Source organism: Streptomyces sp. NPDC048277, assembly GCF_040652235.1.
GTDB lineage: Bacteria > Actinomycetota > Actinomycetes > Streptomycetales > Streptomycetaceae > Streptomyces.
In genome coordinates this window covers 34,536-48,977 of sequence record NZ_JBEZLQ010000041.1, presented here as the reverse complement: position 1 = coordinate 48,977, position 14,442 = coordinate 34,536, and the positions used below count along the sequence as shown (strand labels likewise).

Annotated in this window: 15 protein-coding genes; 12 read left to right on the top strand and 3 right to left on the bottom strand. The window is 68.5% G+C overall.

What is annotated here, in order from left to right; genetic code table 11:
* The first annotated feature begins 496 nt into the window (after positions 1–496).
* From AB0D85_RS48530 to AB0D85_RS48510, 5 genes are all read left to right on the top strand, one after another.
* Positions 497–1,156 carry a TnsA-like heteromeric transposase endonuclease subunit gene (locus AB0D85_RS48530; RefSeq protein ID WP_362336834.1) on the top strand — a complete coding sequence of 220 codons (660 nt, stop codon included), beginning with the start codon at positions 497–499 and terminating at the stop codon, positions 1,154–1,156.
* A complete protein-coding gene (locus tag AB0D85_RS48525; RefSeq protein WP_362336782.1) occupies positions 1,153–2,466 on the top strand; it encodes a hypothetical protein in 1,314 nt (437 codons plus the stop codon). Before AB0D85_RS48530 ends, AB0D85_RS48525 begins: the two co-directional genes overlap by 4 nt.
* A 151-nt stretch (positions 2,467–2,617) precedes the next feature.
* The gene (locus AB0D85_RS48520) at positions 2,618–3,316 is read left to right on the top strand and encodes a hypothetical protein (RefSeq protein WP_362336780.1); all 699 of its coding nucleotides are present in this window, start codon (positions 2,618–2,620) and stop codon (positions 3,314–3,316) included.
* Complete coding sequence (locus AB0D85_RS48515) at positions 3,304–4,860, top strand: replication-relaxation family protein (protein ID WP_362336778.1); 1,557 nt, start codon at positions 3,304–3,306, stop codon at positions 4,858–4,860. The genes AB0D85_RS48520 and AB0D85_RS48515 overlap by 13 nt, the downstream gene beginning before the upstream one ends.
* A 507-nt stretch (positions 4,861–5,367) precedes the next feature.
* Positions 5,368–6,702, top strand: a complete 1,335-nt coding sequence (locus tag AB0D85_RS48510; RefSeq protein ID WP_362336775.1) for a 3'-5' exonuclease — start codon at positions 5,368–5,370, stop codon at positions 6,700–6,702.
* A gap of 195 nt (positions 6,703–6,897) precedes the next feature.
* On the opposite strand, the gene AB0D85_RS48505 is transcribed toward AB0D85_RS48510, so the two are convergent.
* Complete coding sequence (locus AB0D85_RS48505) at positions 6,898–7,062, bottom strand: three-helix bundle dimerization domain-containing protein (RefSeq protein ID WP_362336831.1); 165 nt, start codon at positions 7,060–7,062, stop codon at positions 6,898–6,900.
* A 69-nt stretch (positions 7,063–7,131) separates the two neighbouring features.
* On the bottom strand, positions 7,132–7,524 hold the full coding sequence (locus AB0D85_RS48500; protein ID WP_362336772.1) for a luciferase family protein: 393 nt from the start codon (positions 7,522–7,524) through the stop codon (positions 7,132–7,134).
* Positions 7,525–7,846: 322 nt separating this feature from the next.
* Between AB0D85_RS48500 and AB0D85_RS48495 the strand changes: the two genes are divergently transcribed.
* From AB0D85_RS48495 to AB0D85_RS48465, 7 genes are all read left to right on the top strand, one after another.
* A complete protein-coding gene (locus AB0D85_RS48495; protein WP_362336769.1) occupies positions 7,847–8,011 on the top strand; it encodes a hypothetical protein in 165 nt (54 codons plus the stop codon).
* Between the two features lie 1,384 nt (positions 8,012–9,395).
* Positions 9,396–9,938 (top strand): carbonic anhydrase, encoded by a 543-nt coding sequence (locus tag AB0D85_RS48490; protein WP_362336766.1) that lies wholly within the window; start codon positions 9,396–9,398, stop codon positions 9,936–9,938.
* A 326-nt stretch (positions 9,939–10,264) separates the two neighbouring features.
* Positions 10,265–10,918, top strand: coding sequence for a hypothetical protein (locus AB0D85_RS48485; protein ID WP_362336763.1), 654 nt, complete (start codon positions 10,265–10,267; stop codon positions 10,916–10,918).
* A 310-nt stretch (positions 10,919–11,228) separates the two neighbouring features.
* Positions 11,229–11,558, top strand: a complete 330-nt coding sequence (locus AB0D85_RS48480; protein WP_362336760.1) for an alpha/beta hydrolase — start codon at positions 11,229–11,231, stop codon at positions 11,556–11,558.
* Between the two features lie 112 nt (positions 11,559–11,670).
* Positions 11,671–12,051: a cyclophilin-like fold protein gene (locus AB0D85_RS48475; RefSeq protein WP_362336757.1), complete on the top strand. Its 381-nt coding sequence runs from the start codon at positions 11,671–11,673 to the stop codon at positions 12,049–12,051.
* Positions 12,052–12,184: 133 nt separating this feature from the next.
* Positions 12,185–12,388, top strand: a complete 204-nt coding sequence (locus AB0D85_RS48470) for a hypothetical protein (protein ID WP_362336754.1) — start codon at positions 12,185–12,187, stop codon at positions 12,386–12,388.
* A complete protein-coding gene (locus AB0D85_RS48465; RefSeq protein WP_362336828.1) occupies positions 12,389–13,006 on the top strand; it encodes a recombinase family protein in 618 nt (205 codons plus the stop codon).
* Here AB0D85_RS48465 and AB0D85_RS48460 read toward each other — a convergent pair.
* A complete protein-coding gene (locus AB0D85_RS48460) occupies positions 12,975–14,204 on the bottom strand; it encodes a glycosyltransferase (RefSeq protein ID WP_362336825.1) in 1,230 nt (409 codons plus the stop codon). The two genes, AB0D85_RS48465 and AB0D85_RS48460, sit on opposite strands and share 32 nt — an antisense overlap.
* Positions 14,205–14,442: the final 238 nt, after the last annotated feature.

The window sequence follows — 14,442 nt, the reverse complement described above, 5'->3', positions numbered from 1 at the left end:
TGACGCGCAAGCTCGCTCACGAACGGTGCTATGCCGTGCGCAGAGCTCATCGTGTCTGATCCTGCCCCAAAGTCCGCGGCCGGTATGCGTCTGAAGGAAGACACCGCTGCGAGTCAAGGCCGCTGGGCGCGGCCTGCAGGCGATCAGGCGGGAATCCTGCCCGGCGTTCCGGGCGGCGACAGTGCTCCCATCGGTGATGGCGCTGGAGCCGCTCCGCTTCCGCTTCTTGCAGCCGCGCGCCTTGTTGGTGTGAGCGCGGCGTGCGAGCCACGGCTCGCCGTCGCGGGGCCGACTGGCATCTCCACGGCGTGTGTCCAAACGCCTGCCCTGCCTTCCAAGCAGCGCCTTCCATCCTGATTTCCATGCATACATGAGAGTTATTCGTGATCCCTCTGTCTTTCGAACCACACCAGCAGGCTGATCCCCCGCCACCGCTGAGCATCGGCCGTCGCTTCGCCGATCCGGCACACATGACCGCACGGTTCATCCGCCCTGGCTGGAGACGGCTGGAGAACAGCGGCTGGAGGAGTGCCTGCCGGTACGGCGGTTCCCCGTCTGCAAGGGGCGGCGCTCGGCTCCGGGCTGGTACTGGTCCGCGACCGACAGGTGCCTGGTGCACCATGGGTTCAAAGCCATGCGCACGCAGCTCATGATGCTGGACCACGATCCGGTGGTGACGGCTCTGGCCTGTCGGCCGGTGGAGCTGTCGTGGCACGGCCGGGGTGGCAGGAAGGTGTCGCACGCGCCGCACCTGATGGCACGTCTGGCGGATGGCAGCGGACTGCTGGTGGACTGCGCGAGCCGGTTCAGGGTGGGGCGGCGACTGGTTTGGCGGGCTGCCCACCTGGAGGGTGCTGCGGCCGCCGCAGGCTGGCACTACCGTCTGGTCGGACCGCCGCAGCCGGTGGTGGAGGCCAACGTGCGCTGGCTTGCCGGCTACCGGCATCCGCGGTATGCGCGGGGCCGGTTGCCGGAGGTGGCCGAGTGTTTCCGGGAGCCGACGGCGCTGGCGGAGGGGGTGCGGCTGCTGGGTGATCCGATCGCGGTGTGGCCGTGGGTGTTCCACGCACTTTGGGTGGGCGTGCTGAGCGTGCCGCTGGAACGCCCGCTGCACGAGCGGACCGTCGCGGTGGCATGCGCGGAGGACAGGCGGTGAGCCGGCCCCTGCTCAGGCCCGGCAGCGTCGTGCGCTACGGGGGCCGGGAGTGGACCGTCGCGGGTATCGAGGGATCCTCGGTGTCCGGTGCGCGGATCTGGCTCTCCGGGACGGAGAAGAAGGACGGGCAGGACACGCTGGCGGTGTTCGGGCTGGCGGAGCTGCTCGGCGATGCGTCGTTCGAACCGGTAGGGGGTCCGTCGCGTCTGCGGGTACCGCAGATGGGCCTGCTGTCGACGGTGTCCGAGGACGAGCAGTGGCGTGCGTTCGAACTGGAGCGGCACGTCCGTGAGGTGGAGACGGGGTGTCCCTCCCCGGACGGCACGGCGTCGGTGAGACCTGAGTACGATCCCGTGTCCACCACGCTGGCCCAGCGGGAGCAGGCGAAGGCCGATGAACTGGCCGCGCAGGGCTGGGCGGACGTGAGCCGGGCGACGGTGCGCAGGTGGCGTGCGCGCTACCACGCGGACGGCGTGTGGGGGCTGGCCAAGAAGCGTCGCAGCTCGGCGCGGCTGATCCGCGCCGATCCCCGGGTGGTCGAGGCACTGCGCGCCCTGCTGCCTGTCGAGGCTTCCCGCTCCCGGTCGCGAGGGTGGAAGAAGCGGATGCGCGGGGAGGTGCAGTGGTGGCTGGACGACCACCACGGCGAGCCGGGCCTGCGGACGGTCGGGGTGCCGCCGCAGTCCACGTTCAACAGGCTCCTCGACACGGTGGAGGCATCCCTCGGGTTGCAGGGGACGGTGGCGCAGCGGCGTGCCCGCGCCGCCCGTCCGGCCCCGCCGTTCACCCCGACGCTGGCGCTGCGTCCGGGGGAGATCGTGATGCTGGACAGTTCGCCGCTGGACGTGCTGGTGGTCCTGGACGACGGGGTAGTGGGGCGGCTGGAGCTGACCATCGCCGTGGATGTGGCCATGCGCGGTCTGTGGGGGGTGCTGCGGCCGGTGGGTAGCAAGCTGACGGACGTGGCGGTGCTGCTGGCGCAGATGATGTCGCCGATGGTGATGCGGCCCGGCTGGTCCGCGACTCTGTCGATGGCCTCCTCGGTCGTGCCGCACGAGCGGCTGACCGGCATCGACGAGCGACTGAAGGACGCGTCGGCCCGTCCGGTGATCGTGCCCGAGACGGTCGTGGTCGACCAGGGCAAGGTGTTCGTCTCTGCGGCCACCCGGGCCGCGTGCGAGAGCCTGGGGGTCTCACTGCAGCCGGTGCCTCCGGCCAACGGACCGGCCAAGGGCCATGTGGAAAGGCCATTCGGTTCGATCAATTCACTGTTCTGCCAGTGGCTGCCGGCTACACCGGTTCGAACGTGAGTGAGCGCGGCTCCAAGGTCGAGCAGGAGCCGCTGTGGACCGTGGCCGAACTCCAGGCATTGTGGGAGGAGTTCCTCGTGTACTGGCACCACCGCCCGCACGCGGGGCTTCGGCATCCGCTGATGCCGAGAAGGCTCTCACCCCGAACCAGATGTGGGCAGCACTGCTGCCCGTCGCCGGATACGTGCCGGTGCCTTTGTCGGCGGACGACTTCATGGAGCTGCTGCCGGTGCGCTGGCAGCCGATCACCGATGCCGGTATCCGGTTCGACTACCGCACCTACGACGGCAGCTGCCTCAACGGACACCGCGGGCAGCACTCCGGGGTGCAGGCGCAAAAGGGCCTGTGGGAGGTGCACTACAACCCCTACGACCCGGTCCGGATCTGGGTCCGGCTGCCAGAGGGGTTCCGTGAGGTGGGGTGGGTCCATGCCACCTCGATCGCCCTCCCGTTCACGCACCACGTCTGGGAACACATCTGCAAGGTGGTCGAGCGCACCGGTTCGCGTGAGGAACACGAGGCCGAACTGGCCCTGGCCCTGGACGCCTTCCTCAGGCGGGCCGCGGGCAAAGAGAAGCTGTCCACCGTTGAGCGGCGGGTGATGGCAAAGTCCCGCGCCTCGGAGACCTTGCCGGTGCCCGAGGGCGAGATCAACGTGCTGGACGTGCTCGCCCCATCGTTTGGGCTGCCCGGTGTGTACGCGGCGCCGGATCCCGACGACGAGACCCTGCCGGACGAGGACGACGATGACGAGACCGTCGTCGGTGACGGGCCGGAGGCCGGCCATGTCCCGGGAGGGTCTCTCATCCTCAGTGACCAGGACCTTGAGGAGGACCAGTGGCTGCCGTAACTGCTGCCGTGAGCGGCGACTTCTCCGACGGCGATGTCACTCCCGGCGCGGTCACGGACTGCGTCCGGTGGCAGGAGTACGTCTGCCGTCTGCGTGTGACCGCCCCTCCGGTGGACGACCCGTCCTGGGACCGTACGAGGCTGCTGGATTACCACTCGGAGTTCGTCACCCTCAAGACGCCTTCCATGGAGCGGGCGAAGGCGGAGCTGAAGGTGACTCTGCTGGTGAACAACCGGCAGTCGAGCACGGCCCGGCGCGGGCTGATCATGTCCGGGCCACCGGGGGCGGGAAAGTCGACCACGCTCATGGAACTCGGTCGGTCCTTCGAACTGAGCGAACGGCGCCGGCGGCCGGGCCTGGAGGGCTCCATGCCCGTGCTGTTCGCTTCCGTCCCGCCCACCTACACGCCCAGGAACCTGGCCAAGGTCCTCGCCCGGTTCGCCGGAATTCCCGTCCATGACCGGATGACCGAACACACCATCACCAACGCCGTGTGTCACGTCCTGTACGAGCGGGGCACCCGGTTGGTGTTCATCGACGACGTGCACCTGCTCAACACCCGTACCCGGCCCGGCGCCGACACCTCCGACCAGGTCAAGACCCCGATGGAACGAGTACCCGCGACGTTCGTGCTGGCCGGCGTCAACGTGGAGGACTCACCGCTGCTCACCGGGCCCCGCGGCGCCCAACTCGCCGCCCGCTGCAAACTCCTGCGCACTCCCCCACTGCTCAACGGCACCCCGGAACAGAAGAAGACGTGGCGCACGCTCCTGGGCGACGTGGAGGGGGCACTGCGGCTGGCCGACCGCGTCACCTTGCCGCAGGCCGGGCGGACCCGGGTGTGGTTCCCGATCGCGTACGGTGTGCAGCTCGCTTGTGAGTGGCCCGAGCTGCGTGGGCGCCGGCCGTCCAGGACGGTGTCCGATCCGACCGCCGTGCGGCTGAAGGCCGGCCACACGCTGACGGTGACCGAGACCGCGCTGGTCTTCCTCGAGGACGCCCGGCGCCGCGGCGATGTGTGCGAGCCGCTGGACTGGATCCCTGAGGTCCACCATCCGGTCGGGAGCGGCGAGGCGGTCATCCCCGACGCGCTCCTGTACTACCGAACCGGGCCCGTCGGCGGTGACGCCGGGTCCATGCTGCGGGCGTTCGTGGAAGTCGACCGGGCCACTATGGGCCCGGAGCGCCTAGCCGCCAAGCTGACCGCGTACGAACGCCTCCACCGCTATGTGCCCGTGGTCCCGGGGCGCCGACCGACCTTCCAGGAACCGGCGGCTGAGGAGTGGCGGCGGCGCTACCCGCTCTTCCCCCGCGTTCTGTTCGTCCTGGACGGCACCGGCCCGGCCGGTGTCGAGAACCGGATCCGCGCCCTGCGCGCCGGGGTTGGGCTGCTGGCGCCGTCCCGCTTCATGTACGACGTCCCCGTCCTCGCGGCGCCGTTGGCCGACCTGCTCCAGTACGGCCCCTCCGGACCCGTGTGGCGGCCCGTCCACGAACCCGGCCGGCGAGTGCGCTGGACCGAGCCCGGGCACCGGCCGACCTGACGTGCGGCCGCCGCAGACGCGGCACGGGTCTGTCCTTCGCCCGCAGACCCTCTGCAGCGAAGCAGTCGGCCACCCGACCAGCACGTACCCGCCCCTTGTCGACCTGGTCAGCCGCGTATCCGAACGCCAACGGCCAACCAGCCGAAGCAACACGAGGGGCACCAAGAAGGGCACTACGAGAAGCACCACGAAGGACACCAAGAGGGGCAACACGAGAAGCAGCCAGCCAGGGACGCACCTCGCTGACCAGCCGTGGTCGGGGCTGGACCCGGTACGGCGGGAGGCGTGGTCGGGCTCATGGTCGGGGCGACCACGCTGCCGACCACGCCCTGGCGACTCCAGGGCTCAGCCGGACGCCCGGACGGGTGACTTTTCCCCTCGCGTACGCGAGCGGGTATCTAAGCGCATCCGCGTAACTTGCCTGCTTCTCTTGGTACTTGACACTAATTCATGCGTTATGTCACGTTCCATTGCGATTGGTCGCCGCTAGGCCGAAGGAAGCAATTCGTGAACGAGGTGTTGACCGCGTCGGCGGACCGGGAGGACGACGTCGCCCCGGACCGGGCAGCCCGGGGCGAGCCGCTGAAGTTCGTGAAGGGAGTGCCGGTGTACACGAGCGGCAGGGCACCGGCGTACCCGCGGACCAAGGCCCAACTGGGCGCGGTGCGGCGCAAGCCCGCTGCGGGACAGCAGCCAGCCGCGTACGTCTACGTCCACTGGTACGGGACCCGGATCGCGCTGTGGGACCCAGAACATGCGGTGAAGATGCGGCCGCTGTCGGCTCTGCAGCGCCGCCAGATGCAGCAGCGCCGCACCTGCACCGACTGCGGCGAGGTGTTCCCCGTTCCGGTGTGGGGGATGTGCGGCGTGTGCGAGGACAGGGAAGCCCGGCGCCGGGCCGACCTGCGGAGCCGGACTTGCCAGGACTGCGGCACCGTCTTCCGGACGCCGACGCCCGCCAGGAGCTGGGGCGACGGGATGTGCCTGGCGTGCGACGAACGCCTTGAGCGCGGACGGCGGGTGGCGCGGTCGCTGGTAGAGCGCTCGTGCCGGCGGTGCCTGGTGCAGCTGTACCCGCTCACGGTGTGGCCGGCGATAAGCGAGCGCGAGCAGGCGATTGCCGACTGGCACTGCACCCCGTGCGACCAGGAGATCGAACGCGAGCGCGTCGAGGCGCAGCGGCTGGCGGACCGGGCCCGGTGGGGCGACCTCGGGCCGACCATCGCGTGGGCGCAGAAGATCCTCGCCGACCCGGATGCCTACGCGATCCTGGACACCGAGACGACCGGCCTGAGCGCGACGTCGCGGATCGTGGAGATCGCCGTCACCACGGCGTCCGGGACGGTGCTGCTCGACACGCTGATCAACCCCGGCGGCGAGCCGATCCCGGCGGAGGCCACGGCGATTCACAAAATCACGGACGCCATGGTCGAAGACGCGCCCACCTTCTCCGAGGTCCTCCCCCGCCTCACCGAGGCCCTCGCCGGGCGCCGGATCGTGATCTACAACCGGGCGTACGACACCGGCCGGCTGGGGTGGGAGCTCCACCTTCACCACCAGGCCCGCGGCACGGTCGACTTCACCAAACAGCCCCGGTACGGCGCCCGGCGGCATCCGGCCGCACAGGCCTGGCTGGACGCACAGGAGTGGGAGGAGTGCGCGATGGAGCAGTACGCCATTTTCTACGGCGACTGGCACGACTACTTCGGCAGCTACACCTGGCAGAAGCTGGGCGGCGGCCACCGGGCCCTGGGCGATACCCATACCGTCATCCGGCGACTCGAGGAAATGGCCGCCTACCCCAGTCCCTTCGACCCGGTGGCGGAGCACGCCGCAGCGTGACACCGTCAGGGCCGCGCTCGTTGAGCAGTGCCTGCGGAGCAAGGGATGAGCCTCCGGGACCGGCCAGGTCCCGGAGACTTCGCCATCCCGCCCCCCGCCGACAGCCGCGGCGTAAGCGTTCGTTGCTCAGATGCCCAACACCTTCACTTCGATCATCTGCTGTACTGCAACGGCTCCTGGGTGGTCGCTGCGTCGTCAGCCGGAAGATTCGGCGAGGATGCGCCTGGCCTTGCGCTCGACCAATACAGGGACGAACTCCCGCACGGGCCGATCACTGAAGGACGCGTGTGCCTTGGTTACGGCTGCCTCGACTTCGGCCGGACCGTGAGTCGCACTAAAGGCATCCTTCAGGCGCTCCACTACTCCGCGGATGGCGTCGTCCTCGCGCGCTTGGTCAGCCACAGTGCCACCTGCCTAAAAGAGTTGCCCTCAGCCGTCACCAAGATTCTGGCGCGCAACGACCGCGCCGTTGTGATCATTGCATCGGGTTCGTGGACTATCGCTTGGATCAGGCCATGCCTGGTGCGCCTGGAGAGCAAGGCTGACCAGGGTCATGAGCAGGTCGACATCCGCCGCGAAATTGAGGCGCAGCGTCACCCAGTGAGAGTCGGGCACCAGCTGGATCGCGGCTGCCGTGAGGTGCTCTTCAAACCGCCGGATAGCCCGTACGGTGAGGCAAAGGTCAACGTCGCGGTCGGAATGGAAGTGAGCGATTTCCCCGTGGGCTGAGCCGAGTGCCCGCCCCACGCCGCAGCTGGGCTCCGCCTCGGTCAGGTCGGGCCAAGTCGCCAGTTGGGTGAAAGCCCGCGCGGCCAACGTCATGCACCCATCATGGCCCGCTCACATCACGGACACTAGAACGTGTGGGATTCGTAACCACACCGCAGCGTACGGATGTCCGAATCAAGCCATGCACCCCGTTTAGCCTATCTAGGTGGCCAGGGGAGTGACCTTCACGGAAGCTCATCAAAAGCAACGGAAAGGTTGTCACGGAGTGAAGGGAAGGTAAATGCGCCACGCCTCATCTAAGAACTGGGCCCTGCAATGGGTACTCAGAGCGCGACAGGTTCCCCACGGCGCGGTCGTGGCGGGGCTCATCGTGGATCTCGCGACCGATGTCCGTCAGGACGCTCACATTCATACCGTGCAGTTTCCGCTTCACCCCGCGGCCCGGGCCTTGGGCGTCCAGCCCGTATTGGTGCGCACCGCCCTGCACCGGCTCGCCGAGGCCGAGATGGTCCAGTTCCGCATCGACGACCACTCGGCCGACGGACCACGAGTGACCGTCAGCGTGCTCCCAGTGGCCTAGTCACCCGACTCGATGGCCAATCACCGCTGCACATGGCCAGCTGTTGCCCCGTCTCAAACGATCTGGCCCCGGCCCAGACCGTTAACCTGGAGCGACCAGGTCAGTTGAGACGTGAGCATGCCGAGGATCTCGGCTGTTCTGGTCCTTGGTGAGTGGATGCCGGACGTTGTCTCAGCTGATCCGGTTCGGTTCCGTCGTCCGACGTCAGGGATGACGACGGCCCTGGGCGGGAGGAACCGCACCGCTACCTCACCCCCGCTGTCAGAGCGATCCCGAAGCCGATGGACCACTTCCTGAGCCGCCTGCCCTCCGAACATGGCACGAGGAGAGTTACGCTGCGGTCCCGCAAAGGCAGAGCAGGTCCTGTCACGAAGCGATCGGAGCCACCACCGTGCCCGGCAGAGCAGTGCGATCCGGTGCAACCAGGTTGCTGTGGGTGGCCGCCCTGACCATTGGTACGGTCGCAGGATGTGCGTCACCGAAGGTGTGCAACGGGCCGAATGAGCCCGCTCCGGACGTGCTGTTGGATGTCGCACCGTGGGTGGCATCGCATCAACAGGCGACCGTGCGTGCCTGCGTCAACGGCCGATGCCAGGCGATAGCGGGCACGTCTCCCTCCGCGCACTCGCTGTTCTTGCCGACGTCGGCAGGACCGGACGCCGGACGTACCGTCACGGTGACCGTCACGGCGGACGAGGGCGACAAGCAGGCGCTCCGGGTTAGCAGAAGAGTCCGGCCAGTCCATCAGACGGAGGATGGGCCGTGCGGCAGGGTCGGGTGGTGGCAGACCCCGATGACACTGACTGCTACCGGAGAGCTTCAGGTGCGCTCACGATGATGCGATCGGGGCGCGAGGACTCTGGAGTTCGCAGCGAACCAGATCATCTGACACGACAAGTGAATCGGACCAGATCACTTGAGACAGGGACCAGATCGGCAGAGACGGGACAGATCACCCCGGCACAGCCGTAAGTGTCCTGTCCCATCGCAGTTAGTCGTCCGCGTGGCGCTGACCTGGGCGGACTGGATTGAGTGAGGCGCGTGGACTCGGTTCGTTGAGACAGACTGCATCTGTCCGTCTCATGTGATCACAGTTGATCCGGTTCGCTCGAGACGACGCCGATAGACCGCCGCCATGGCTTCGGACTGAAGCGCTCGTTCGCGGCGGGCCTTCAGGTCGGCGACGCTCGGCTCGCCCTTGCGGGGCGAGCCCGCCTGGCGCACGATCCCCTCGTGGGCGATGGTGGCGCCTAGGACGGCTTGCTGCCGCCCGCCTGCGGTTCATGGCCGAACAGGCCGGCTCGCGCATCACGGACATTGACGCCGCGCACGTGGTGCCGGTCTCACAGCCCCAGGCTGCCACCGCCTCCTGAAGGAACCAGCCATGTCGAACTTCACCCCGTACCTGGAGCGCAACCAGGCTTTCGCGGCCTCCGGTGCCCAGGCCGACGTTCCCCAGGTCCCGTTCATCCCCTTCAAGCAGCTGTACCTGATCATCTGCATCGATCCGCGCGTGGAGCCCGCGGCTGTGTTGGGCGCCCGACTCGGAGAAGCGATCGTCGCACGTAACGTCGGCGGCCGTGTGACGCCAGCGGTCGTCAAGGACCTCGCCTGGATCGTGCACCTGCACGAGAACAAGACCCCCGATGCTGACTGGTTCGAGATCGCCGTCATCCACCACACCGACTGCGGCTCGGGACTGCTCGCCGACGACGATCTGCGCGCCGGCTACGCCGCCCGCGGCGGCTGGGACGAACAGACCTCCTTGGAGATGGCCGTCCTGGAGCCGTCCGAGACGGTCCAGAAAGACATCACCAAGCTGCGCTCGGCACCCGAGCTCGCGCCGGCCATCGGCAACATCAAGATCGGCGGCTACGCCTACGACCTCGGGACCGGGAAGATCGCCACCGTCGTACAGCCCGGCTGAGCAGGACACGGTCGGCCCCGACAGACCCGGCCTGCGACGAGACGGAGGCAACTGCGTCCGACAGAGCAGTTCCCGGCCGTCCGGCACCCACTCGCCCGCACCCGTCGACAGGGCAGCCGCAGACGAATACTGCTGAACTGGCATGTCTCAGACGAGATCCTCCACAAAGTCGCAGCGTACCGCCGAAGGATCTCTTACTCAGGACACTAGCTTCGCGGAGGCAAAAGCTCGAGCGACTCGGTTCGTTGAGACAACGACTCGATTGAGTGAGACAGGACAGTAAGTGCTCGTATCCCAGACCCGGGCGGACGGGACACTGGAGGGGCATGTCGCGAGGACTCGGGCGAGTACAGCGGGCCGTGCTGGCGTACGTGCGCAGCGAGCCCGGCGGCCTCAGCGGTATCGACGGCACCCCGATAGCCGCCTCGGTCACCGGCCTCGCCCGCGTCGTCTACGCAGTCGAGCAGCCGACCGACGCCCAGCGTGCCGCCGTACAGAGGGCGGTCCGCCTCCTTGAGGCCGGCGGCCACGTCGAAGTCCACCGCCTGCCCGTCGACCGCACCTACACCCAGCAGCGCGCCCATCCCCGCTTCCGGCCGCCGCGCTACGACCGGCGCCTCGCGGTGTGCACGGGCAAGGACGGCCGCCCGGGGTGCGCGGCAGGCGACCGGCCGTCGATGTACTTCACCGCGGACGTCGTGGCGATGTTCATCGACCACTTCGGCACACTCACCGAGGACGACCGGCAGCTGTGGCGGGCCACCGCGCACGGCTGGCACCTGTACCCCGTCCCGCTGCCCCGGCCCTCGGACGACTACCGCACGTACGAAGTCGAGATCACCGAACTGTGCGTACGGCGGGTCCTGACCGACGAAGAGCGGGCTGAGGCCGAACAGCGGGCGCAGGCCTTCATCCGGCCCCACGTCGCCGCCGTCCGGGCCGCCCGCCGGGGCGGTCAGTCATCCTCTGCCGTTCCGTGACACGCGGACGAACCCGAGACGGTGCATCGTCTCGCTCTCTCAGTCCTCGGACAAACGGGAACGATCGGCAGACTCCGGCAGTGTGATGACGAGCAGCAGAGCGGCCGGGTGGGGCCGTGCGAAGTCGCCCTCCCTTGGCTGCAAACAGCTGGTCAGCTTACTGAAGGGCGCTACGGTGGAGATTATGGCGTGCGTGGCCGGTCCAGATTTCGTCAAAGAGATATATGCGCCCGGGGATGTCCCGAAAGGCACCGTTCACAAGGGTGACGCGCTCTGAGGCTTCGATGCCGCCGGCTTCCCCGAACGCAGCATGTACCGCGAGGGCACCGAGTACTACCGCACCCCCCGCGGCCAGCACCCGCGCTCCGCCAACTGGTCCGTGGTCCGCACCGATGTCCTGGCCCAGTACAGCGCCTTCGCGCACCAGAACTGGATCTCCCCGCGTCCGCTGCTGATGATCGCCGGCACGGACGCCGACACCCGCTACTTCAGCGAGGAGGCCATCGCGCAGGCCGCCGAGCCGAAGGAACTGTTCCTCATCGAGGGCGCGACCCACATCGACCTGTACGACAGGGACGCGTACGTGACCCCCGCCATCGCCAAGCTGTCGGAGTTCTACGGCAAGCACCTCGGCCAGTAACCCCCGGCGAAGCGGCGCCCAGCGGCCGGCCCGCCCCACCCGGCAGGCCGGCCGCACCCTGCTGTCAGAAACAACCCTGCCCCGCCAGGCGGCCACGAAAGGAAGACCCGGCATGCCACACCAGACCGCTGAGCACGGCACTCCGGTCACGCTGACCGTCGGCAGCACCGTGATCCCCGCCACCCTGAACAACACTCTCACCGCCCGGCGGTTCAAGGAAAAGCTGCCCTTCACCATCACCTTGCAGCGGTACGCCGACGACTACTGCGGGCCCGCCGCACCACTGGAGACCGACGAGGCCGGACAGCAAGCCGGCTGGAAGAACGGCGACATCGGCTACTTCGGCGGCTGGTTCACCATTCTCTTCGACGGCCAAGAGCACTCCCGGAGCACCACCGGAGTAATGATCATCGGCCGCGTCGACGACGGCCACCTCGACACCGTCCGCAAGCTTGACAGCTCGATCACCGTCACGGTCGCCCCGACCTCATAAGCCTGAGGTTGTTTCATAGGTGTTCGCTCGGGAAACACGGCGACGGTCGCCGGTCATACTGCGGGTTCCATGTTTCATGAGTCGTTGCAAACTGCCGGAGGGCTGAAACGCCCTCTCGAAACAGTCAGGGCTCGTGAGTGACGACTTCAAGCGCGTGAAATGGCACAACTGCCCGATGTCCATCTGCGCCACCCCGGCGGGCTCGCCGTGCCGCACGGGCAAGGGCAAGGGCAACGTGGCCATCCAGCACCACACCGCCCACTTCCGCCTCGTGCCCCAACTCGCCAAGGCCCTTGGCGTCCCCACCCCCGCCGTGCGCAAGCCCGGCTCGGCCTAGATCGAACTGCCCCGCGCCGACGGCGTACGCGTCACCCTCGTCGTTCACGAGCACAAGCGGCTCGGCCTCGGCATCGAACTGACGATCCTGGCCGAGGAACTGCAGGCGAGCGACGTCGGGCTTAAGTTCCTCACGGGTGAGCTCCAGGGCTCGCTCGACCCCTCGGGCTTCGTGTTCACCATGCTGGCCGCCCTGTTCGGCATGGAACGCGCGTACATCCGCGACCGCACCCTCGAAGGCCACGAATCCGCCCGCCAGCGCGGCATGACCATCGGGGGCGCGGGCGTCACCGACGATCACATGCTGTCCATGGCCCTCCGCCTTCGGGATCAGGAGATGAGCCTGCGCGACATCGCCGCCCGCCTTGTCATCACCACCGGCAAGAAGAAGGGCCAACACCCCTCGCCCGCGACCGTCATGAGGATGCTGCGCGAACACGACGAGCAGACCACGCGCCTTTGGCGTCGCAGAAGACTGGCTGCCCTCGACCTCCGGTCATGGGGCAAGATCATTCATTCGCCTTCAATCTACCAACACCGAGGGCCTGCCAACGCCGGCTTTCCCTTGCTCGGCGATCCCGCGCGGTTCACGCGGACACTGCCGGCCTTTCTCGGCTGACCGCGTCGAGCAGCAGCTTCGCGGCCACCGCCGCCCCGTCGGTGCGGATCGTGTCAGCCACGGCGGCCGCTCGTGTGGGGGTCTCGGGGGCCAGGGCCGCCCTCAGCACGGCCGACAAGGACTCGAAGGTCGCAGTCGGACCGTCGTGCGCCGCGCCGATGCCCAGCTCGACCACCCGGCCGGCCCAGTACGGCTGGTCCGCCAACTGAGGTACCACCACCTGAGGCGCGCCGGCCCGGGCCGCCGTCGCCGTGGTACCCGCGCCGCCATGGTGCACGACGGCGGCCACCCGGCCGAACAGTGCCTGATGGTTGACCTCGCCGACGGCGAAGCAGTCCTCCCGGTCGTCGATCAGCGTCAGGTCCGCCCAGCCGCGCCCGATGACGACGCGGCGGCCCTGCGCGCGAACCGTCTCGATGGCCACCTGAGCGACATCCGTCGAGGCGTGCATCGGCATACTTCCGAAGCCCACGTACACCGGTGGCGCGCCGGCGGCCAGGAACGCCACCAACTCGGGCGGGAGCGGGCGTTCGTCCGGCAGGACCCATGCGCCGGTCTGGACGACGTCGAGGTCGGGTGTCTCCTGCCACGGGTCCAGGACCGGGTCCGTCGCCAGCCATGGCTGGTCGCCGATGACGTAGCCGCGGACGTGCTTCACCGGGGGCATACCGGCCGCCGCCCGGTTCATGTTGAGCGCCTCGCCGAACAGCGCGTCGATGCTCTGGGCGTCCAGATCCCACAGCACCCGGTTATCGGTCACCTCCGGCGGGAACGGCCGCCCCGCATACGCCAGCGGCCGGCGGTGCGGCGCCGGCAGGGTGAGCTGCTGGAAGGTCACGGAGACGGACCGGATGCCCAGCATCTCGGCCACCGACAGCGCACCGGCTGCGGCCGGCATCATCCCGGTCGCCACCAGCCCGTCGCATCCCTTGGCCGCCGCGGTGACCGCGTCGAACTGCCCGGCGATCACCTCGGCCGCGCGCTGCGGCAGGCCAGACGCCGGCGGGGCCTCCTTCGTCCACGCCCGCGCCGACCGGCTGACGGGCACCAGCGGCACGCCCACACCGTCCAACCGCCGCGCGAAGTCCTCGTCCGGAGGCGCGCACACCCGCACCTCAGCGCCGAGTTCCCGTAACCGCACCGCGAGTCCCACCAGCGGTTCGACGTCCCCGCGCGACCCATACGTCGACAACAACACACGCACTTCGCGACACCCATTTCCGTAGCTTCCGGCTTCGGCCAGCGATTCTGCGGCACACCGGGGGCCTTGCCGCAAGCCCCCAGTCCGCTATACGTTGAGCATGGCAAGGAGTGGGTGACCCCTCTGCCTTGGGACACCTTCTTCGCACCCAGCTCTCGCTCATAGACGGTGGAGCTTCGTGGCCATGGACCACGACTGCGCTGGCCGGACGCCTGCAATCTTTGATGGCACAGAC

Bases quoted from the DNA above. Each gene is read 5' to 3' on its own strand.
- AB0D85_RS48500 (WP_362336772.1), bottom strand. From the start codon at position 7,524: ATGACGTTGGCCGCGCGGGCTTTCACCCAACTGGCGACTTGGCCCGAC.
- AB0D85_RS48475 (WP_362336757.1), top strand. From the start codon at position 11,671: ATGCCACACCAGACCGCTGAGCACGGCACTCCGGTCACGCTGACCGTC.
- AB0D85_RS48480 (WP_362336760.1), top strand. From the start codon at position 11,229: ATGTACCGCGAGGGCACCGAGTACTACCGCACCCCCCGCGGCCAGCAC.
- AB0D85_RS48490 (WP_362336766.1), top strand. From the start codon at position 9,396: ATGTCGAACTTCACCCCGTACCTGGAGCGCAACCAGGCTTTCGCGGCC.
- AB0D85_RS48520 (WP_362336780.1), top strand. From the start codon at position 2,618: ATGTGGGCAGCACTGCTGCCCGTCGCCGGATACGTGCCGGTGCCTTTG.
- AB0D85_RS48485 (WP_362336763.1), top strand. From the start codon at position 10,265: ATGTCGCGAGGACTCGGGCGAGTACAGCGGGCCGTGCTGGCGTACGTG.